This window comes from Ignavibacteria bacterium, assembly GCA_017303675.1.
Lineage (GTDB): Bacteria > Bacteroidota > Ignavibacteria > Tepidaquicellales > OLB5 > OLB5.
The window spans coordinates 427,585-448,045 of record JAFLBX010000002.1; the positions used below are offsets into that span (position 1 = coordinate 427,585).

The 20,461-nt window shown below is 38.7% G+C and carries 21 protein-coding genes and 1 other RNA gene; 16 read left to right on the forward strand and 6 right to left on the reverse strand.

Features of this window, described 5'->3' with window-relative positions:
* The first annotated feature begins 31 nt into the window (after positions 1–31).
* Both dnaB and J0M37_11300 read left to right on the forward strand, forming a co-directional pair.
* Positions 32–1,480 carry a replicative DNA helicase gene (gene dnaB / locus J0M37_11295; protein MBN8585669.1) on the forward strand — a complete coding sequence of 483 codons (1,449 nt, stop codon included), beginning with the start codon at positions 32–34 and terminating at the stop codon, positions 1,478–1,480.
* 85 nt (positions 1,481–1,565) lie between these two features.
* The gene (locus tag J0M37_11300) at positions 1,566–2,450 is read left to right on the forward strand and encodes a DUF1460 domain-containing protein (GenBank protein MBN8585670.1); all 885 of its coding nucleotides are present in this window, start codon (positions 1,566–1,568) and stop codon (positions 2,448–2,450) included.
* Positions 2,451–2,528: 78 nt separating this feature from the next.
* Here J0M37_11300 and acpS read toward each other — a convergent pair whose 3' ends face one another.
* From acpS to J0M37_11315, 3 genes are all read right to left on the reverse strand, one after another.
* Positions 2,529–2,891, reverse strand: coding sequence for a holo-ACP synthase (gene acpS, locus J0M37_11305; protein MBN8585671.1), 363 nt, complete (start codon positions 2,889–2,891; stop codon positions 2,529–2,531).
* 333 nt (positions 2,892–3,224) lie between these two features.
* Positions 3,225–3,656 carry an IS200/IS605 family transposase gene (gene tnpA, locus J0M37_11310; protein ID MBN8585672.1) on the reverse strand — a complete coding sequence of 144 codons (432 nt, stop codon included), beginning with the start codon at positions 3,654–3,656 and terminating at the stop codon, positions 3,225–3,227.
* Between the two features lie 292 nt (positions 3,657–3,948).
* Complete coding sequence (locus J0M37_11315) at positions 3,949–4,632, reverse strand: TIGR02253 family HAD-type hydrolase (GenBank protein MBN8585673.1); 684 nt, start codon at positions 4,630–4,632, stop codon at positions 3,949–3,951.
* 158 nt (positions 4,633–4,790) lie between these two features.
* On the opposite strand from J0M37_11315, the gene J0M37_11320 reads away from it, so the two are divergent.
* The 9 genes from J0M37_11320 to J0M37_11360 all read left to right on the forward strand — a co-directional run bounded on the left by J0M37_11320 (position 4,791) and on the right by J0M37_11360 (position 14,108).
* Positions 4,791–6,041: a histidine--tRNA ligase gene (locus tag J0M37_11320; GenBank protein ID MBN8585674.1), complete on the forward strand. Its 1,251-nt coding sequence runs from the start codon at positions 4,791–4,793 to the stop codon at positions 6,039–6,041.
* A gap of 1 nt (position 6,042) precedes the next feature.
* The gene (locus J0M37_11325; GenBank protein ID MBN8585675.1) at positions 6,043–6,462 is read left to right on the forward strand and encodes a hypothetical protein; all 420 of its coding nucleotides are present in this window, start codon (positions 6,043–6,045) and stop codon (positions 6,460–6,462) included.
* Positions 6,452–7,336, forward strand: coding sequence for a prolipoprotein diacylglyceryl transferase (locus J0M37_11330; GenBank protein ID MBN8585676.1), 885 nt, complete (start codon positions 6,452–6,454; stop codon positions 7,334–7,336). Before J0M37_11325 ends, J0M37_11330 begins: the two co-directional genes overlap by 11 nt.
* A 202-nt stretch (positions 7,337–7,538) precedes the next feature.
* A complete protein-coding gene (locus J0M37_11335; protein MBN8585677.1) occupies positions 7,539–7,868 on the forward strand; it encodes a DUF559 domain-containing protein in 330 nt (109 codons plus the stop codon).
* Positions 7,869–8,124: 256 nt separating this feature from the next.
* Positions 8,125–9,195, forward strand: coding sequence for a CapA family protein (locus tag J0M37_11340; GenBank protein ID MBN8585678.1), 1,071 nt, complete (start codon positions 8,125–8,127; stop codon positions 9,193–9,195).
* Between the two features lie 304 nt (positions 9,196–9,499).
* Positions 9,500–9,730 (forward strand): hypothetical protein, encoded by a 231-nt coding sequence (locus J0M37_11345; protein ID MBN8585679.1) that lies wholly within the window; start codon positions 9,500–9,502, stop codon positions 9,728–9,730.
* A gap of 293 nt (positions 9,731–10,023) precedes the next feature.
* The gene (locus tag J0M37_11350) at positions 10,024–12,537 is read left to right on the forward strand and encodes a DNA cytosine methyltransferase (protein MBN8585680.1); all 2,514 of its coding nucleotides are present in this window, start codon (positions 10,024–10,026) and stop codon (positions 12,535–12,537) included.
* A complete protein-coding gene (locus J0M37_11355; GenBank protein MBN8585681.1) occupies positions 12,537–13,739 on the forward strand; it encodes a hypothetical protein in 1,203 nt (400 codons plus the stop codon). Before J0M37_11350 ends, J0M37_11355 begins: the two co-directional genes overlap by 1 nt.
* Before the next feature lie 24 nt (positions 13,740–13,763).
* Complete coding sequence (locus J0M37_11360) at positions 13,764–14,108, forward strand: hypothetical protein (GenBank protein ID MBN8585682.1); 345 nt, start codon at positions 13,764–13,766, stop codon at positions 14,106–14,108.
* Positions 14,109–14,375: 267 nt separating this feature from the next.
* Here J0M37_11360 and J0M37_11365 read toward each other — a convergent pair whose 3' ends face one another.
* Complete coding sequence (locus tag J0M37_11365; GenBank protein MBN8585683.1) at positions 14,376–14,915, reverse strand: hypothetical protein; 540 nt, start codon at positions 14,913–14,915, stop codon at positions 14,376–14,378.
* 1,648 nt (positions 14,916–16,563) lie between these two features.
* Between J0M37_11365 and rpmH the strand changes: the two genes are divergently transcribed.
* The 5 genes from rpmH to yidC all read left to right on the forward strand — a co-directional run bounded on the left by rpmH (position 16,564) and on the right by yidC (position 19,405).
* Positions 16,564–16,722 (forward strand): 50S ribosomal protein L34, encoded by a 159-nt coding sequence (rpmH, locus tag J0M37_11370; protein MBN8585684.1) that lies wholly within the window; start codon positions 16,564–16,566, stop codon positions 16,720–16,722.
* A 56-nt stretch (positions 16,723–16,778) separates the two neighbouring features.
* A complete protein-coding gene (locus J0M37_11375; protein ID MBN8585685.1) occupies positions 16,779–16,985 on the forward strand; it encodes a hypothetical protein in 207 nt (68 codons plus the stop codon).
* A complete protein-coding gene (locus J0M37_11380; GenBank protein MBN8585686.1) occupies positions 16,940–17,188 on the forward strand; it encodes a ribonuclease P protein component in 249 nt (82 codons plus the stop codon). The genes J0M37_11375 and J0M37_11380 overlap by 46 nt, the downstream gene beginning before the upstream one ends.
* Before the next feature lie 67 nt (positions 17,189–17,255).
* Positions 17,256–17,501 (forward strand): membrane protein insertion efficiency factor YidD, encoded by a 246-nt coding sequence (gene yidD / locus J0M37_11385; GenBank protein ID MBN8585687.1) that lies wholly within the window; start codon positions 17,256–17,258, stop codon positions 17,499–17,501.
* A gap of 83 nt (positions 17,502–17,584) precedes the next feature.
* Entirely contained in the window at positions 17,585–19,405 is a 1,821-nt protein-coding gene (gene yidC / locus J0M37_11390; GenBank protein ID MBN8585688.1) for a membrane protein insertase YidC, read from the forward strand.
* Positions 19,406–19,473: 68 nt separating this feature from the next.
* Here yidC and J0M37_11395 read toward each other — a convergent pair whose 3' ends face one another.
* Together J0M37_11395 and ssrA are read right to left on the reverse strand one after the other, a co-directional pair.
* Entirely contained in the window at positions 19,474–19,995 is a 522-nt protein-coding gene (locus J0M37_11395; protein ID MBN8585689.1) for a DinB family protein, read from the reverse strand.
* A gap of 46 nt (positions 19,996–20,041) precedes the next feature.
* Positions 20,042–20,404, reverse strand: a transfer-messenger RNA (tmRNA) gene (gene ssrA / locus J0M37_11400).
* Between the last annotated feature and the right edge of the window lie 57 nt (positions 20,405–20,461).

The window sequence follows — 20,461 nt, forward strand, 5'->3', positions numbered from 1 at the left end:
ATATTATTGTAAATTATTAAATTAAGTTTGTATGGCTAAATCTAAAATGCTTGATCTTAAGCAAGATCAAGAGATTAAAATATTTGAAGGGAAAATACCTCCACATTCCAAGGATATGGAAATTGGAGTTATTGGCTCATTAATAATGGATAATCGATTAATAGACGAATTAATATCTATATTGCAACCGAAACATTTCTATTCAATGCATAATTCAATGATATATAGAGCAATTATTGAGTTAAGGGATAGAAATGAACCAGTTGATTTATTAACTCTTACAGAGGAATTAAGAATTAGATCAGAATTAGAAGCAGTTGGTGGTCCAGCTTATTTATCTCAAGTTATTGAGTTCATTGGTACTAAAGAAAGTATAGTTTCATGGGCTAATACAATTGTTGATCATTGGATAAGGAGAGAGTTAATATTATTAACTTATTATCTAACTGAACAATCTTTTGATGTTTCTAATCATACGCAATCACTTTTGGATTCAGCACAGCAGAAGATATTTGAAGTTACAGGTTATTTCCAAAAGAAAAATTATACAAATATTCAAGATGAGGTACGTGATACAATGGAGTACGTGGAAACTATCCACGAACGCCATGAAAAAGGCGCTACTGTATTTGGTGTGCCTACCGGGTATGATGAGCTTGACGCTTTAACAGGCGGATTCCAGAAATCAGAGCTGATTATCATTGCCGGCAGGCCATCACATGGAAAAACCGCGCTCGCATTGAATTTCGCACGTAATGCAGCGGTTGATCACGGCAAAAATATCGGCATATTTTCAATTGAAATGAGTAACCGCGAGCTTGCCTTAAGGTTTATTTGCCTGGAGTCAAAAGTGGATATCGCAAAGCTTAAAACAGGCAGGCTTCCGGAATCAGACTGGGCTAAAATTGCCAAGCAGACACCAAGGCTTATGAGCAGTAAAATTAATGTTATAATTGATGATTCTTCACCGCTCAGCCTGCTTGAGCTGCGTTCCAAAGCACGCAGAATGAAAGCGCTGCAGAATATAGATATGGTAATGATAGATTACCTGCAGCTTATGGAAGTTTCAAACAAGGGAAACCTTGACAGGCATCTCGAAATTGCATATATAACAAGGGGTTTAAAGCAGCTGGCAAAGGAACTTGATATCCCCGTTGTTGCGTTATCCCAGTTAAGCCGTAAAGTTGAAGAGCGCGCAGGCAAAGAAAAACGCCCGCAGCTATCAGATCTAAGGGAATCAGGTGCAATTGAACAGGATGCTGACGTTGTTATATTTATTAACAGACCCGATATATATATCAGCAAAGATGACCCCAAGTTCCATGAAGTTCAGGGTCTGGCTGAAGTAATAGTCGGCAAACAGCGTAACGGTCCCATTGGCGAAGCCAAGCTGACGTTCATTCACAATTATGCTATGTTTGCCAATCGCGCTAAAGATGCAGAGCCTTCATATTACGCTCCGCAGGATGCGCCATTCTAATCCTGAACGCAGTGAAGGATCTCGATTCTAGGTGTTGTGTTAAGCGATTATACTGATTTACAAATTACCATAACAATATAAATTAATGTCAAAACTATCACGCAGAAATTTCATTAAATCCACAGCGCTAAGCGCTATATTTTTAAGTGCGGTACCGCAGGGTATTAAATCAATGACTAATACCTTTTGGGATGACTACGATGAGGTTTTGTGTAAAAAGAAATTTAAGCTTCTTGTTGATGGCGGGGTAAAGTCTATGTCTATTGGTGATGCCATTGCAGAGGTGGGCAAATCGTTCATAGATACCGACTACGTCGCAGGCACACTGGATAAAAACATGAGCGAAAGTCTGGTGGTAAATCTAACCGGACTTGATTGCGTAACATTTGTTGAAAATTGCCTGGTTTTTGCCCGCTGTTTAAAGCAGGGTAAAACTAGTTTTGATGATTACAAGGCTGAGCTCAAAAAGGTTCGCTACCGTGATGGTATAATCGATGGTTATTCGAGCCGCCTTCATTATTTCTGTGACTGGATCACCGATAACGAAAATAAAGGCATCGTTAAGAACATTACTGCTGATATTGGCGGCGTTTCTTACAATAAAAACATCGATTTTATGTCAACCCATACCAAATCATACAAACAGCTTTCAAACAGCAGTGAGCTCGATGGCATAGTAGCCGCCGAAAACGCGATAAATTCCAGGTATTATTATTACATTCCAACTAAAGATATCTCGAAATCATATGACCAGATGCAGACCGGGGATATTATCGCAACTACAACAAGTATAGGCGGACTCGATGTAACGCACACCGGTTATGTTTACAAAGAAAGCGGCGGAACTTACTTCATGCACGCATCCAGCAAAAGCAAAAGGGTGATAATTTCAAACGAAGAGCTTCAGGATTACGTGGCAGGGGATTCAAAAAAAACCGGTATCATGGTCGCTAGGCCGCTGGAAGTGTAACAACAACATACCCGCGTCAGTTATTTATCCTTTTATTTGCGAGGAGCGAAGCGACGAAGCAATCTCAATATTAGAAAACTATTCTTCACACACCACAACCGCGCTGCCATATTCCTTAGTATGCGAAATACTTATATGAAATTTCAGCTTTGAGTATTCGTTTTCCTTAGTATGATTAATATACGGCTTGCCCCTCTCATCGTTCAATATTTCAATATCTTTCCACCCGAAATCTTTTGAAATTCCTGTACCGATTGCTTTGCTGTATGCTTCCTTTGATGCAAACCTGCCTGCAAAATGCAGCTCAGCATCACTGAATTTCTTGCAGTACGCTATTTCTTTTTCAGTAAGTATGCGCTGAAAGAACTTATCACCATATTTTTCCATGATGCCCTTTATCCGCGCTACTTCTATTATGTCAATTCCTACGCCTTTTATCATAATTTAATAATCAGGGCTAAAGCCCTATTTAATTTTTGCAATAAAACCCCACTTTGAGCGGAGGTTAAAGTATAAGTACAATCCTTTATTCTGTAATTGGTTACTTGTTAATTCTAAATAAATTATTTTTTCTATAATAACCCCGCCATTTATGGCGGGGTTAATAATTCAAAAAATCATGGGCTTTAGCCCTGACAGCTTTTTTATGCTTTTAGTGGAAATTTATGTTAACCCACCAGTCAATGATGTAAATTATGAAAGCTCCACTCCAAGGCTGATTCTTCTAACCCCACCCTTTAAGGTGGGGTAAAGTCATATGAAAAAGAATGGGCTTTAGCCCTGACTCTTTAAATTAAATTTTTTTAAAAAATCCTCATATTCTTCCTGGAAGCTCATTTTTCTGTGATGTTCTTCCTGGTTCTTAATGTATTTTCTGACTTTATCAACAATTGATTCACTGACAGAAACGGCAAAATACTCATCTGCCCACATTAATTTAGGTTTAACTAAATCCTTCTTATTTGACCAGAAAGATGCTTCTCCTTTTATAAGTTGTAATGTTTTTGATAAACTTATATCTGCATTCAAAGTAAAAAGGCAATGCACATGATCTGTATAACCATCAACAGTATCAACATAAATTCCCTTTTCCTTTGCGTTAGATTTTATGTGACTAAAAAGTTCTTTTCGTATTTCCTTTTTCAAAATGTTAGAACGACTTTTAGTACCCCAAACAGCATGAATCCATACTTTTACAAATGACATATTACAGATCAGGGCTAAAGCCCGGTTTAGTTTTATGTTTTTAAACCCCACCATAAATGGTGGGGTTACTTAATTAACTCTTTATAGAAACTTCCAATCGTTACAGACCACAATAGTGAAATATTTTCAATATTTGTTTGATTCTTTTATTATTTGATTCTTTTAACCCCGCCATTCATGGCGGGGGATAGGGCACCCGGAAATTGAATGAGCTTCAGCCCTGAAAGCTTACAAATTTTGCATTTATAATCCAGAAAATTACGCTAATCATTTAATCATTTAATCATGCTAATCATGGTTCATTCTCCTTCTTCACTATCTCCACCAGCTCCGCCACGGAATTTATCTCATAATCAGCCCCATGCGCCTTCGTATCAAAAGTATCACCATATTTTGCGAAGGCTGTTTTCATTCCCACGCTCTTGGCTCCCACCACATCTCGTTCTGCCCAGTCTCCAACCATCAGCGCGTCAGCTGCTTTGACTCCCAGCTTATCCAATATCAGGTTGAACGGAACAGGAGAAGGCTTACGCTCCCTGGAATCATCATAAGTCACTATACCATCAAACATGTGATGAAGTCCAATATAAGTCAGCCTCAGCCATGCTTCTTTGCTTGGCGCGTCGCTCACTACACCGAGCTTTATTCCCATTTTTATCAGCTTAATTAGCGTTGGTATCACCTGCGGGTATGTGTTCAGCTCCGCTTCGCGCGCCGTGCGGTATGCCACCACACCGGCTGAAAGTATTTTATAATCCATTTTACCAATGAAATGATTCAGCAGCTGATCAAACACCTGCTGGTATTCAATACCTTTTTCATTATAAATTTCATCTATTTTTTTCCGTATTTCCGCATAAGGAAAGTCCAGCCCGGCATCGATCATTGCCTTTGTTGCTGCCTCAACGGCAGTGTTCTTCATTCTCATAAAATCTATGAGAGTATTATCGAGATCAAATACTACTGCTTTTATCATATAAATTCTTTATTTATTGCAAAAATACATATTATAACAATATGAGTAAATGTAAGATAATATCCACGATATTATTTAAATCCTATAAATAGTATTGCTGATTTTCATAGATTTTACCGATTACTAAAATTATATTGCATAATAATTTTTGTAAAAATATGAATTTCAGGAAGCCCAAAGGCACTAAGGATATATTACCGAAGGATATCGGGAAATGGCACTATGCTGAAAAAGTCATTCGCGAAGTTACAGCTTTATTCAACTTCTCCGAAGTGCGTACGCCTACATTTGAATACACCGAGCTTTTCAACAGGGGAGTAGGCTCTGAAACCGATATCGTTGGCAAGGAAATGTACACTTTCCTGGATAAAAGCGGGGATTCCATCACTCTCAGACCCGAAGGCACTGCCCCCGTTATGCGGGCATTCCTCGAAAACTCAATGCTGGCTGACTCACCCCTGCATAAGCTGTATTATATCACCAATATGTTCCGCTATGAGCGCCCGCAGGCGGGCCGCTACCGCGAGCATACTCAGTTTGGCGGCGAAATACTCGGCAGCGATAGCATTTACACCGATGTTGAGCTGATCCTGCTCGCAAAGGAAGTATATAACCGCTGCGGCATAAATAATTTTAAGGTGAAGATTAACTCCATCGGCAAAGCCGATGAACGTACCGCTTATATTGCGAAGTTAAGAGATTACCTCAAAGATAACATCAGCGGCCTGTCAGAGGACAGTAAGCGCAGGTTTGAAACCAACGCGCTGAGGATTCTTGATTCCAAAAATCCGGGTGATAAAGCTATAACCGATTCCGCACCAAAAATACTCGATCACCTTGGCAACGATTCCAAAGCGCGCTTCGATAAAGTTATCAATGAGCTCACAAAGCTTTCGGTTAACATTGAAGTTGATTTCCGCCTGGTCAGGGGACTCGATTACTACACCGATACAACATTCGAGTTTGTTTCCGAAGATCTTGGCTCCCAGGATGCGCTCGGCGGAGGCGGAAGGTATGACGGCCTTATCTCACAGCTTGGCGGCAAGCCTTGCCCCGGTGTTGGATTCGGCAGCGGGATTGAGCGCATTTTAATCGTAGCCGAAAAGAACGGCTTCACCTTCGGTGAAGCGGCAAAGCCGCTTGTCTATTTTATTTCGCTCAATGATTCAGCCCGCGATAAAGCATTTGAGCTTATCACAGAGCTTCGGCGGAAAAATATTTCATGCGAAACTGACCTGCTTAACCGCAGCTTTAAAGCGCAGATGCGAGAAGCAAACAAGCTTGGCGTTAAGTATGTTTATATATTAGGTGATGATGAAATGATAAAAGGCGCAGGCCTTCTTAAAAATATGAGCGACAGCTCTCAAATAGAAGTTGAATTTGATAAACTAGCAGGGAATATAATCTGAGTTGAGAACCAAAAAAGTTAAACCGCCGCCGAAAAAATTCGAATATGTCCTTAACATATCAAAAGAGCATGATGAGGTTACCAAACGTGATTACATCTCGTTCCGTTTCCAGACAACCAAAGAATTCCTCACATTCCAGTATATACTAAAGATGGATAACCGCCAGGACGGCAAGGACCTGTTCTTCAACATACTCGGATTTTCCGCGCCGGTAGGCGATCTTTCCTCAAGCGGAACCGCAGGATATGAATACAGGCTGTATGATTTCAAGTACACTGAGTACTGCGTAGTTATAGATAAAAAAGATTCCGATAAGAGCAAATTCAAATTGTTTGTGCAGCGTTCAAAAACGGAGCCTGTAAAGGTTTCTCATGTATCCAAAAAAAGTTTTATAGAAATTAAGACAGAAAATGATTCCTAAACTATTTCAACTGGGTCCAATACCCGTTTACAGCTACGGGCTGATGCTTGGCATTTGTTTTATTGTTGCAAGCTGGCTGCTGCAGCGAGAGTTCAAGCGCAAAAAGCTGGATGAAGGCGCAGCGGTTAACATTACATTTATCGCCCTGGTGTGCGGCGTAGCCGGCTCTAAACTGCTTTATGTGATAGAGGAGTGGAAGTCATTTTCAATGATGTCATGGGGGAAAATATTTTCAACCGAAGGGTTGTTTTCTCCGGCCGGATTAACTTTTTATGGCGGTCTTATCCTCGCAACTGCACTGGTTTATATTTATACCAGGACAAAGAAGATACCGTTCCTCCGGGTTTGTGATGCAGCCGCACCTTCGCTTGCGATAGGTTATGGCATCGCGCGTGTAGGCTGCCACCTTTCAGGTGATGGCGACTACGGCCTGCCCGTATCTGAGTTCATGTCATGGGTGCCTTGGGGCACCGATTACTCCAACGGCACGCTTCCGCCATCAGTAGCATTCCGCGGCAGTGATATTGCCGCCAAATTTGGCGGCGTTGTGCCCGATAACACCCTCTGCCATCCTACACCAATGTATGAGTTTATTATCGGCGGACTTCTCTTCTGGCTGCTGTGGCGCAAACGCAGTGTGTTCAAAGGTGATGGAAAGCTCTTCGGGCTGTATTTAATGCTCTCCGGCGCTGCGCGCCTGCTGGTGGAGTTCATCAGGCTAAACCCGAGGTTCTTCCTGGGACTCTCAGAAGCGCAGATAATTTCCGTTGTGCTTATCGGGCTGGGCGTTTACCTCTACATGCGTACTCCAACAACCTTCGTTCCCGAAAATGCTAAGGCCACCGGCAAACCGGTTAAGAAAACAAAATCATAACGACCCCCTCGCCCTAAAGGGCACTCCCCCTTGGTAAGGGGGAGACAAATAAAGCTTTTGATTTTAAGTCCCCTCCTTACCAAGGAGGGGATTTAGGGGAGGTCTTATTAAGTATAAAAAATCTTAATTAAGGAGCTTAAAGACGGGCAGAATTTTCAACAGAAAAAAAGATAAGGAAAAACGAAGATCGCTTCGGAATAATATGACCAAAGCCGAAGCAATACTGTGGGATGAAATAAAAAACCGAAAGATTCTGGGGGTCAAATTTCGCAGACAATTTGGAATAGGTGCATATGTTGTTGATTTCTATTGTAATGAATTAAAGATTGCTGTTGAAGTAGACGGCGCTACTCATCAAACAGATGCAGAATTAGAATATGACAGGACTAGAGAAGAAGAAATCCGACAGCTTGATATTCATTTTATAAGATTTTCTAATATTGAAATCTATCAATCTCTGGATCATGTTATTGAAAGTTTAAAAACGAAGGTAGAATTTTTGGCAGCAAAAAAATCGACCCCCTCGCCCTAAAGGGCACTCCCCCTTGATAAGGGGGAGACAAATAAGGCTTTTGATTTTAAGTCCCCTCCTTAACAAGGAGGGGATTTAGGTCTACAACTCTACGAGTTATCGACTCGTAGTGGTAGGTCTGAAGCGGGGATTAGGCAAAAGACTTTTATTTACAACCGTATCGAATCTCCACCCATACACCTATCCGGAAAAAACTAAACATCACCATAATCACGTGAAAAAATTCATATTCCTGATCACACTAATTTTATTTTTCATGGCTGCAGCCGGCTGCAGCCCGGATAAAAAACAAGATCAAACTACCAACGAAAAAAACACCAGCAAAACCACCACCGAAGTAACTGTCGACCCCGACTCCGTCTATTCCATAATTATGGTGGGGGATATGATGCTTGGCACCAATTACCCCTCCGCAGCTTCGCTGCCGCCGGGTGACGGCCGCGATATACTCGAAGCGCCTGCTGATATTCTGCAATCTGCTGATGTGACCATTGGCAACCTCGAAGGCACGCTGCTCAACAGCGGCGGCACACCGAAGGTGTGCCAGAACCCCGAGAACTGCGTGGCATTCAGAATGCCTGAGCATTACGCGGGTTACATGAAGGATGCCGGATTTGATATGATGAACCTTGCCAACAACCACTCCGGCGATATGGGCGATATAGGCAGGAAGCAAACACAGAACACCCTGAAACAATACGGCATAGAATATGCCGGGCATATCAGCGCGCCGACTGCAATTTTTGTGAAAGATGGCATTAAGTTCGGCTTAATAGGCTTTGCGCCTAATACCGGAACGCTCAGCATCAACGATCACACCAAAGCAGCAAAAATTGTAAGCGACCTTAAAAAGCAGTGTGATATTGTAATTGTCGCTTTCCATGGGGGAGCCGAGGGCTCAGGCGCTACGCATGTGAACCGCAAACGTGAGTTTTACCTTGGCGAAGATAGAGGCAACTGCTATGAGTTTGCGCACGATATGATAGATGCTGGCGCTGATATTGTTTTCGGGCACGGGCCGCATGTGCCGCGCGGAGTGGAGCTTTACAAAGGCAAGTTCATAGCGTACTCACTCGGAAATTTTTGTACATACGGAAAGTTTGGCTTAAGCGGCAATCTTGGCCTGGCGCCGGTGCTGAAGCTATACATTACAAAATCCGGCGATTTTTCACACGGCAGAATTTTCCCCTTCAAACAGGTACGGCGCGGCTTCCCGGTGTATGATGAGAGCTTTGAGGCGGTTGAGCTTATGAAACGCATGACCGAATCCGACTTCCCCGAAACAACCATCCAAATCTCCCCCGATGGCAAAATAACAAAACGTTAAAACGATACTGCTTGTCATACCCGCGGAAGCGGGTATCCAGACTATTATCATGCTATTTTAAATAATTTGTGAAAAAATAATATCGGGTGCGGTCACTCTGTTATTGCAGAGACGTCCCGCTGGGACGTCTGCTTTGTCTTCTTGAAGTATTACAAAGCTCCCCTCCTGTTTTTAGGAGGGGAAGAAATCCGGCGATAGCCGGATTGAGGGGTGGTCACCGCACCACCTCCCATACCCGCAAAAACCTTTGCCCCCGGGCTAATGTTTAGAATTATATATCAATATAAACTAAAACACAGCTAACATGCCTGAAAAAACCAAAACAAATCAAACCAGCGAGCCAAACTCACCGGTTGACTCCAACAATAACAAAATTAGTGAAGAGCAAAAACGAAAAGCTATCGAGCAAGCGCCGCAAAAAACCGATAATACCAGGAAAGCCGGGTATGATGAAAACGGCAAGCTCGATAACCCTAAATTTAAGGATGACACCGGCGGCGGCAATAACGAAAATGACGAAAACGAAAATAATTGAACAGAATTGAGTCCAGCAGTAAGTGAAACCTGATCCCGCAGGGGCGTATGTAATACGCCCCTTTTTTATTGTTACACTAAAACTCACTTAATTATCCAGTATCGCGTTTACCTGCGAACGGCGCGTTATGTAACAGACTGGCGGTCATCCACAATTTGCATAATTTTGCAAAAAAAATATCATCGTATGATACACCAAAAAGGATAATAATTTATAAATTTGTATTAAAGTAAAAGGAATTATTTGAATTTTTTTAAAGATTTTTTGTTGTTAAATTACTTTATTATAATAAAATGAAAAATAAGCACTTAATAAATACTTACGTTAGTTTCTTCAGTGGTGCAGGCATAGGATGCTATGGTTTTCTATTAGAAGGATTTAAATGCATTGCTACTGTTGAATTGTTAGAAAAACGGCTAAAATTTCAGAGATATAATGACAAGTGTACTTATGAAAGTGGATATATCTGTGGGGATTTGAAAGAAGATAATGTTAAGACTAAATTATTAAACGAAATAGATTATTGGAAGAATAATTATTCAATAAAGGATATTGATGTAGTTATTGCAACCCCTCCTTGCCAAGGAATGTCTGTGGCTAATCATAAAAAAAAGGACGAGAAGAGTAGAAATTCACTTGTAACAGAATCAATTAGGTTTGTAAAGGATCATAAACCTAAGTTCTTTATTTTTGAAAATGTAAGAACATTTTTGAAGACTATATGTACTGATATAGACGGCAAGGACAAGAAAATTAAGGATGCAATAGAGCTAAATCTAGCCGGAGAGTATCATATTCACTATGAATATTTGAATTTTAAAAATTACGGAAATAATTCCAGCAGAACACGAACACTCGTAATAGGTACAAGAAAAAACTTAGAGGAGATTACGCCTTATGCTATATTTCCAGACTATACAAAGGAAAAAACCTTAGAAGAAGTTATTGGTGATTTACCTGAACTAAATGAAATGGGTGCAATTGATCCCACTGATATATACCATAACTTTAGACCATATGCACCTAAAATGCTGGAATGGATTAAGGATATTAAGGAAGGTGAGTCTGCATTTGATAATAATGATATTAAAAAAATTCCACATCAAATAATTGATGGTTTAATACTATATAATACAAATAAAAATAGCGACAAATATACAAGATGCTATTGGGATAAGGTTGGTCCATGTATTCACACAAGAAATGATATTCTAGCAAGCCAGAATACAATACATCCGAGGGATAATAGAGTTTTCAGCATACGTGAGTTAATGAAAATGATGACTATACCTGATACGTTTAAATGGACAGACATATCGGAAAAAGACTTAAACAAATTGCCATATGACTTAAAAAGGAAATTCCTTTCTAAGGAGGAAATGAATATTCGACACAGCATTGGTGAAGCAGTTCCTACTAATATTTTCAGACAAATAGCAAACAAAATTAAAACCGTTCTGAATGAAACATCAATAAACTTACCTCAAGTAAATAAAATAATTGAAAAGGAAAATCTCAAATCGAATGAAGCTATTTATAATTTTGTCAAAATTAATTTAAATAAACTTAACTATTCGACTCTTTCAAAAATTGTAGAAACATCCAATGCATTAAAAACTGATAATGCGGCTTATTATACAAGACAAGATATCTGTTACTCAATAATAAAAGATCTGCCATCCCCAGACAACTATGACAATTTGAAAATTCTTGAGCCATCAATTGGAGTGGGTAATTTTCTTCCCCTACTGATTACAAAATATAGAGAAGTAAAAAATGTCACAATTGATGTAGTAGATATTGATGAGTTTGCTATAAAAATTGTAGGTCTTTTAGTAAAAAAATTGAATATTCCGGAAAATATTAAAATCAATTATATAAATAATGATTTTTTGCTACATGAATTTAACCATAGTTATGATATAGTTGTAGGGAACCCTCCATTTAAGAAATTTAATTCAGATAAGGAACTTCTTAATAGATATAAATCAAATGTAGTAAACAAAGATACGAATAATCTATATTCTTTTTTTATTGAAAAATGTTTACAGCTTGGTGATATCGTGTCTTTAGTAGTGCCTAAAAGTTTAATCAATTCACCTGAATATAACAAAACCAGGGAAATTCTATCGAAATTGAAATTTAACAAGATTATTGATTATGGAGAGAAAGCTTTTAAAGGAGTACTCATTGAAACAATTAGTTTCATTATAGAAAACAAGCCTCTACCGGCTAATAATTCAATTGAAATAGAATCTTATATCCTTAATAATATAAGTATAAAAAGACAAGATTACATTTTTTCATCTAACTATCCTTATTGGTTAATTTATAGAGATGATTATTTTGATTCTGTAAGTCAAAAATTAAACTTTAACATTTACAAATCATACAGAGATAGACAAATTACAAAGAAAATAACAAAGCCAAAAGCAGATATACGTGTTTTAAAATCTCGTAACATTGGTTCTAACAAAATAATTGATATAGATGGTTATGATTGTTATGTAAATTATACATCAAATTTAGATGTCTTGAAATTTATTAATAATAAAGAAGCAGTGTTGGTTCCAAATCTCACTTATTATCCCAGAGCATGTTTTCTTCCACCTAATACAATAACTGATGGTTCTGTTGCAATCTTAACATTAAGAAACGGTAGTAGGAAAATACACAAAAAAGATTTGGAATATTACAATAGTGAGGAATTTACAAGATTTTACAAGATAGCGAGGAATTATGGAACTCGCTCATTGAATATAGATAATAATTCAGTATTTTTCTTTGGAATTATGAAAGATAGTTGATGAACATATCTGATTACTTAAATAAGGCTAATCTAGACATTCGTAAAGTAAAAGGTGTTAGATTTATGGATCAGAAAGTAACTCCCGATGTACTTTGTATAATTTCTGATTGCGTGATAAATTATGTCGGTGATGACTTAGAGACCACTTTCACTAAAAACGATATTTGGGAATCTCAATATTTCATTAAAAATGTTAAAAATATTTTTAATAAGCCTGATGCTCTCAAGGAAACTGCACGGAGTGAATACGATAAATTTGTAAGCCAACCACTCCAGATGCTTTCTTTTGCCCAACTGCTCTACTGCGAAAAGCGTGGGACAACAAATTTTTATAAAATAAAAAATCAGGAATTATTAGAATATATATCTCTAAAAGAACATAACGCATATGTTTTTTTATATTTTTATTTATTAAAAGTCATGGAGTCGAGCGGTTTTTTAAAAAATCTTATCAATTTTAAAACGCTCTATGAAAACGGCAATCTTACTGAAGAAAAATTTCAAGACTTGAAAGATCAATTCAAAAAATTCATATTAGGAAATACTAATATTAATGGTAAGACTGAGGTTTACCGTATTTTTCCAAAGGTTTTAAATGTATTTTCCGCATATAATTATATACCAGGTGCAATTAAAGGCCGTTTATCAAAATTTCCCTTTTGTTATGGTGATTTAATGTATAATAGAGTTAATTGGAGAGATCGTAACAAATCAAAAGATATTACAAGACAAGAAGCCGAATCTTTATTTGCTGAAAGAGTTACAGACTTAGGTACTTCATATAATGCTTATTTAGTACAAAAAGCAATGAATACTATCCGAAAATTGTATCGTGAAAGTGAGATTAAAGACCAATGGAGTTCTGGAGATGCCACACAAGTACATCACATTTTTTCATCTAAATCATTTCCGTCTTTAGCGCATTATTTGGAAAATTTAATAAAACTAACACCAACCCAGCATTTTTTTAAAGCTCATCCAAATAATAAAACAACTGTTATTAATAGAGATTATCAACTTATATGTTTACTTGCTAAATCAAACAGTATTGAAACATCTTTAAAAGCATTTGGTGAAAGATATTACAGAAAAGAGTCATTTATTTATGTGATAAATACAGGTTTATCATTAAGTTTAAATGCCTCACTTAGTTTTAACGATATACGCGTGAATTTAGTTCAACATTATAACAAAAATTAATCCGTAAATTATGCCTAACTCAAAATGAACCAACTAATCTTTGGCACGAATCAACAAATTAGATTTGCAACAGAAAATGATTTTTATGAAACCTTAGGTTTTTTATCGAAATCTGATGGTACAACATCTCTTGTTTGGGAACATAATGAAACAAGTGGTGCTTGGGGTAGTGAAGGAAGAATACAATGTTATAAAAACATACAGAAATTTCCAGTGGCATTAAGTGCTGCTTTTACTGCAGGAGTAGGCAATATTCTATATCGTATAAATTGTAATGAGTATATAGAGCATATTTCACAACATCATGCAATGGTATATGGAGACACACAAAACTTGGTTAGAGTAAGGAGTACAGTTCCACCTGCTTAACTAGTTGATTTCGACCGTGGATACAGTTTATAGTTATAACGCCATCGTTGGTGCCTGCCTTGTTTTTAAGGTTCTCACCAACGACAATACCCTTTGTGCCTTAATTGCAAGTTTTTGTAACTAATTAATTTAATCGCCGATGTTGGTGTTGTCACCAACGTCTGTTTTAGGTTAAAGTAACCTAAATCTTCTTTTGTCGTTGGTCAAAAGACCAATAACGCGGAAAATAGTTTTATAGCCCATTTTAGGTACAATAAATTTCGAAGGTTACTTTTCTCCCAAACTTATTATACTTTCAGCCACTTCTTTTATTTCCTTTACCGCATCTACGCCTGGAATAATGCTTGCAAAACTTCCAAGTATTGAGTTCAGTAAATCTAGAACTTTTCTCATTAAACCTACAGTCTTATTATTAGCAAAATCAATTATACCATTTTTTGCTGTTAAATAAGCTTTCTTCCAATGAAAGTTCAATAAATTTATCTTCAATTTAAATGAATTTTCTGTAAATCCATTTTGAGCAAGTCTTAAATATAGGTAAGTTTTGTAACGCTTAATTCTAATATTTTCTTTTACAAGCTTTAGGTTCATATCTAATTGTTCTCTTACCTCATAAAATGAGTTTTCAAAAAGCTCATAGTTAATATCCTCTGTAATGTCATCAAACAATCTTTTGAAAGATTCTTGACTGAAGATAAAGTTTAATTTTTCAGGCAGTTCTTCTAGGAATGAAAATGCATTTTCTAAATTATCTTTTTCAGAATTGTAATTGTACCAAATACTTTGATCTAAACTTCCTAATTCCATAATAAATTGCTTAAAATTTATCTAATTGACTACATACTAAATAAAATGGATTTTTTTGTAAGTTTCTAACAACAAACAACTAATTATTATCGTTTTTTAACTTTTCAGCCTTATCACTAGTCCCTATTACAATCTATCGGGTGGTTCAATGTACTTAAATCGATTTGGGGCTGCTATCAGGGTGGGGAGACAATGGTATTCATTTTCCCCCTTGAATATGCAATCAGCATATATTATATTAGTCTAAGTATGCAGTAAGCATATTAATCATTAATTTATCCTTTATGTAAAATGTTCATATATAACATTGAATTACCCCCTCTCCACGAGTCTAAGACTCAATTGAGTCGCAGACCTGCTCCCACATGTCTTCGCCAGTCCATACGGCCTGATAGGGGGAGAGGTGAAGTATTTACCGCTTTATTATTTATCTTTGTTTTTGCGGCTGATGTATTACACGCTAACTTGGGGAGCAGAACTGCTAACGCAGTTCGGGCCTGCGGCCCGGTTAGGCTGATTTCAGCATCATTAATTATTCATAATGAGAAAATAAAATGGCGCTTCCGCTCTTTAATCGCGGATTTTCTCAAGATGAATATTCATCTTGAAACTGTTCTCAACATGAATTATTCATAATGAGAACGCTTTCATCGTGAGAAAGTTTGCGATTTCAGCTCAAAATCAACATCTCGCCATGCAAGCGCCCCGAAAAAAAAAAATAAGGATCACAAAAAATGAGAAAATGTGCAAAAGCAGCGTGGAATTACGGTTTGTTTCATAAATTATCACTCCCCCTAAGAGGGGGAGCTGGAGGGGGTCACTTGTTGTGAATTTGCGCTTTGCCCTTCGACAGGCTCAGGGTGAGGACCCTTCGACAACTGCCTGTGTTAACCACGCCATAGGCGGGCAAGAACTTCGGCAGTCAAGGGCTCAGGGTGAGGGGAGGTAGGGTAGTTTATAAAAGACCCCCTCGTCCGGCAGCTGCCGGACACTCCCCCAAGATTCATCCCGCCAGGGCGGGACTTCGAAAATCACTCCGTGATTTTCTTGAGGGGGAGACAAAAAAAGCTTTTGATTTTAAGTCCCCTCCTTACCAAGGAGGGGATTTAGGGGAGGTCTAACATCAACTATTCCGAAACAAGATGCTGAAACGAGTTCAGCATGACAATGAGAGGCGTTTGAGGCTTTTATTCTAAGCCCCGATGGGGCGTAAGATTTTAGCGATGGGCTAAAGCCCATCGGGTTAAAGTAAACAAATTTACCCAAGCCCTGGAAGGGCGGAATCGATGTGCCTTTTCAGGTTAATTCAATCAGGGCTAAAGCCCATACTTTTTAAAAATTACATCCTCACCCTAAAGGGTATGTCAAAAAAGAATGAATTATCGGAAACAATAGCAGCCGGATACCCCCTCCAGCTCCCCCTTTTAGGGGGAGGGTCGAGGACGCTTTTTCAAGCCTTGAAAGTGTTGGAATATTTCATTATTTTAGCGTTTTATTAAAAGGAAATTTATAAACAGAACACCGCTAGCGCGGTCCCCCAAAAGGGATAAACCTAAGGTATAAACCCCGAAACGGGGGAGCCAATGGGTGATCCTGAAAGGGGTAAACCCCAAAATAATAAACCCCTCGGGGGTAAACAGGAGTAGTTGTGAAAAGAACGTTTCAGCCAAGCAATACAAAGCGCAAAAACAAGCACGGTTTCAGGGAAAGAATGAGCACCAAGAACGGCAGAGCCGTTTTAGCCAGCCGCAGAGCCAAGGGCAGAAAGAAGCTCACAGTAAGCGATGAAAAGAAGTTTACCAGGTAATTATCGGCCGCAGGATGATTTGGTTTATTAACTGAATTTAACTTAAATTTTTAACTTTGAGCAGAATTTTTACATTAGGGAAACATGAAATTATCCGCGGATTTGGTGTTTTTGAAGAAGTTCTTTCAGGATCTAAAAAGCTCGAATCCGGTAATGTAAACGCGTTTTTAAATTTTTCAGGCAGTAAAACCGACTTTCCGGTAAAAGTCGGTTTTTTATTGTCAAAAAAAAAATTAAAAAATCCAGCGCCCGCAACCGCGTAAGAAGGCTCTTAAAGGAATCTTACAGGCTGAATAAAACTGAACTGCTTTCAATTACTTCAGGCAAAGAGATCAAACTCAGAATTCTATTCACCCTTTCAGGCACAGCATATACAGATCACAGGCAGCTCACATTCAGAGCAATCGAGCCCGATATGATTAAATTACTAAGTAAAATAAAAAAACTAACAGAAAACAAAATTTAAATCCGGTATCAGCGTCTTAATCAATAATACAGTTCTACAAAACAGATCCGCAGTGAAAGCCGAAAACCTGAAATACTTAAATCCAAAATACCTGCTTATACTTTTTATCAGGCTGTACAAGTACGCGGTTTCACCGCTTTTTCCGCCTTCATGCAGGCACTATCCCACGTGCTCAACTTACGCTATTGAAGCGCTGCAAAAACACGGTCTGTTCAAAGGTACATACCTGGCGTCAGTCAGAATTTTAAAATGCAACCCGTTCTTCGCCGGCGGGTATGACCCTGTTCCGGAAAAGAAACTTAAACTGCATTAATTTAAAATAAGCGTAAAGTAAAAAAGAGTTCAATAACAAAAAGTTCAATAACAAAGAGTTTAATATAACAGTGAATCATAATAATGGATAGAAATTCGATAATTGGTTTTGTATTAATTGGTGTAATTCTGCTGGGTTGGCTTTATTTCCAGAGTCAAAACAAACCGCCTGAGCCGCCAAAGGATGATAAAAAGACTGAACAGCAGATAAATAAAGATAGCCTCAGTAAAGTCCAGGAGCAGCAGAAGCAGCAGCAATCAGCCGATACAATTAAAAAGGTAGTAAGCGGAGATACTGTAAAAGTTGTTCAGCCGGTTTCAGAAAAATACGGCGCTTTATTCGGTAAGTTTGAAAAAGGTGAAGATAAAGTTGTAATAGTTGAGACAGATAAATACTACGCTGAGTTTTCCACTAAAGGCGGAGCGTTAATTAAGTATGAAGTAAAAGGTTTCAAAACATGGGATGGATATCCAGTGCAGCTTTTATACCTGGATAAAGGGGGAGAGCTGAACCTGCTTTTCAATTCCACAGAAGGAAAGCTTATCAATACCAAAGAGCTTTACTTTAATTCATCATACAAGCCGTGGGAAAGAAAAACCCTGAACGGCACAGAAGAGTTTAAGATAGTATTTGAAATGCCTGTAGATACAACAGGCGCGAAGATCACCAAGACCTTTACATTCAGGAATGATTCATACATGTTCGATGTTGAAATAGGGCTTGAGAATTCCAGTAAGTTCATTGCCAACTATGAGTACCAGTTAGCATGGGAACATTCACTTAAGCTTACCGAGTACCGCAGTGACGGAGAGGGCAGTCATGCCCAGGCTTTCGCCGAAATGGGTGATGAGCTTGAAGTGCTTGATGTTACAGCCAAGGATGAACCGGTGAAATCAGACCTGAACGGCCAGACGAACTGGGTGAGCAGCAGGATAAAATACTTCACAGTGTTCCTTATCCCCGATGGCAGAAAAGCGGACGGCTCATATATTACCGGAAATTATTTTGACCTGCCGCAAAACGGCCATGAAAAAGATTATAGTATTGCCCTTAAAATGGCAGTTAAAAATGAAAAGTCGGAGCGTAATAAGTTCAAAGTTTATCTCGGTCCGGTAGATTACGAGATCTTAAAGAGCTACAATATGAACCTGCAGTCAACCATGAGGTTCTCACTGGACTTTCTTGTAAGACCAATTGCGCAGTATGCGATACTTCCATTCTTCCTTTTCCTGCATAAGTTCATTTCAAACTGGGGCATAGTTATTATTATTTTCTCTATTGTGATGAAGATCGTATTAACGCCGTTCACGCGCTACCAGATGAAATCCATGAAGAAGATGGGCGAGCTTCAGCCGAAGATGAACGCGCTGAAAGAGAAGTATAAAGATGACCCGCAGAAACAGCAGCAGATGCTGATGAAGCTGTATAAGGATGAGAAGATAAATCCCGCAGGCGGATGCCTGCCAATGCTGCTGCAGCTGCCTATACTTTACGCGCTGTTCGGAGTGTTCAGCAGCACCATTGAGCTGCGCCAGGCATACTTCGGGCTGTGGATACATGATCTCGCAGTACCTGATGTAATATTGCAGCTTCCGTTCAAGATACCTCTCTTTGGTGTTGATTACTTATCGGGTCTTGCATTGCTGATGGGTGTTACAATGTTCATCCAGCAGAAGATGACAGTTAAGGATCCCAAGCAGATGGCGATGGTTTATATTATGCCTATTATGCTTACATTCCTTTTCACAACGCTGCCTGCAGGATTGAACCTGTATTACTTCATGTTCAATTTGCTTTCAATTATTGAGCAGTACTATGTTACCAAAAAAGGTAAGAAAGAAGGCGAAGAAGAAGCAGTGGTAGAGCAGCAAAAGGCTGTGCTGAAGAATAAAGGTAAGAAGTAAATATACAAGATAAAATAAAAAGGTGAGTTGTTAAACTCACCTTTTTTCCAAATAACCCCTATAAAAATTTATTTAGTAAGTAATGGTAAATATTCTATCCACGGTCCTGTTTCATCGCTGTATTGCTTTGCCAGTACACGTGATATCTGCGCGATGTGGTTCAGGTCATGTACAACCCATGTTGAAAGTAGTTGCTTCAGGGTAACTTCTCCAAACGAGGGATGAATACCTTTGAGTGCAAGCTTTTCTTCTCTTAATGCTAGGCTCTTTAAATATTCAATGTTCTTTTCGCGCAGCTTGCGGAATTCCGCAAGCAGTTGAGTTATGGTTTTCCCTTTGCTTTCTTCAAACTGGGCAAACCGGTCAAACTTCCTGAAGTGTTTATCTTCGCTGAACAGAATAATATTTGTTCTTTCCATCCAGTCGGTTTGTTCTCCATGTACCAAATGGCCAACAATATCAAAGGGACACCACGAGTCGGGTCCTTCATTTGAAAACAGCCATGTATCGCTTAAGTTATGGAGAAGTGATTCAAGAACGGATGGCGTGCAGGATAAGATCTCAATTGATTTATTCAGATCGAATTTCATAAATGTTTATTTTTATTAGATGCGGCAGGCAGTGAAATAGTGAAGCTAGTGGAGATGCCGGGAGTCGAACCCGGGTCCGAAAATAAGACCATTAAGACGCCTACATTCATATTCAGCGTTTGAGATTCAGTCTTGCACAGCCCCGCTGAATTAGCGGTACAAAACCTACACTTGAAGTTATCTCGCCGTTCGGCTCAAGTAAACCTTGCGGCCAGCCCAAAAGTTTGGCGCCTTTTACCTTCCAAATGGGCGGTGGAGGCGGTAAAAGACGAGCGGCTTATTTATTAAGCAGCTAAAGCGTAATTATTGTTGTCGTTTATTTTGACTTTCAGCCTTTTTAACGCGCTTGCTGAGAACGCGGAATGCAGTCTTAAACATCTGTATTCCCGTCGAAACCAAATTCATCCCCGTTAAAAGAACGATATCTTAAAATGCTTACAAAAATATAACAAATTAGGGAGTTAAA

Excerpts from the sequence above, each read along its gene's own strand:
- dnaB (MBN8585669.1), top strand. The coding sequence starts at position 32 with ATGGCTAAATCTAAAATGCTTGATCTTAAGCAAGATCAAGAGATTAAA.
- J0M37_11300 (MBN8585670.1), top strand. The coding sequence starts at position 1,566 with ATGTCAAAACTATCACGCAGAAATTTCATTAAATCCACAGCGCTAAGC.
- acpS (MBN8585671.1), bottom strand. The coding sequence starts at position 2,891 with ATGATAAAAGGCGTAGGAATTGACATAATAGAAGTAGCGCGGATAAAG.
- tnpA (MBN8585672.1), bottom strand. The coding sequence starts at position 3,656 with ATGTCATTTGTAAAAGTATGGATTCATGCTGTTTGGGGTACTAAAAGT.
- J0M37_11315 (MBN8585673.1), bottom strand. The coding sequence starts at position 4,632 with ATGATAAAAGCAGTAGTATTTGATCTCGATAATACTCTCATAGATTTT.
- J0M37_11320 (MBN8585674.1), top strand. The coding sequence starts at position 4,791 with ATGAATTTCAGGAAGCCCAAAGGCACTAAGGATATATTACCGAAGGAT.
- J0M37_11330 (MBN8585676.1), top strand. The coding sequence starts at position 6,452 with ATGATTCCTAAACTATTTCAACTGGGTCCAATACCCGTTTACAGCTAC.
- J0M37_11335 (MBN8585677.1), top strand. The coding sequence starts at position 7,539 with ATGACCAAAGCCGAAGCAATACTGTGGGATGAAATAAAAAACCGAAAG.
- J0M37_11340 (MBN8585678.1), top strand. The coding sequence starts at position 8,125 with ATGGCTGCAGCCGGCTGCAGCCCGGATAAAAAACAAGATCAAACTACC.
- J0M37_11345 (MBN8585679.1), top strand. The coding sequence starts at position 9,500 with ATGCCTGAAAAAACCAAAACAAATCAAACCAGCGAGCCAAACTCACCG.
- J0M37_11350 (MBN8585680.1), top strand. The coding sequence starts at position 10,024 with ATGAAAAATAAGCACTTAATAAATACTTACGTTAGTTTCTTCAGTGGT.
- J0M37_11355 (MBN8585681.1), top strand. The coding sequence starts at position 12,537 with ATGAACATATCTGATTACTTAAATAAGGCTAATCTAGACATTCGTAAA.
- J0M37_11360 (MBN8585682.1), top strand. The coding sequence starts at position 13,764 with ATGAACCAACTAATCTTTGGCACGAATCAACAAATTAGATTTGCAACA.
- J0M37_11365 (MBN8585683.1), bottom strand. The coding sequence starts at position 14,915 with ATGGAATTAGGAAGTTTAGATCAAAGTATTTGGTACAATTACAATTCT.
- yidC (MBN8585688.1), top strand. The coding sequence starts at position 17,585 with ATGGATAGAAATTCGATAATTGGTTTTGTATTAATTGGTGTAATTCTG.
- J0M37_11395 (MBN8585689.1), bottom strand. The coding sequence starts at position 19,995 with ATGAAATTCGATCTGAATAAATCAATTGAGATCTTATCCTGCACGCCA.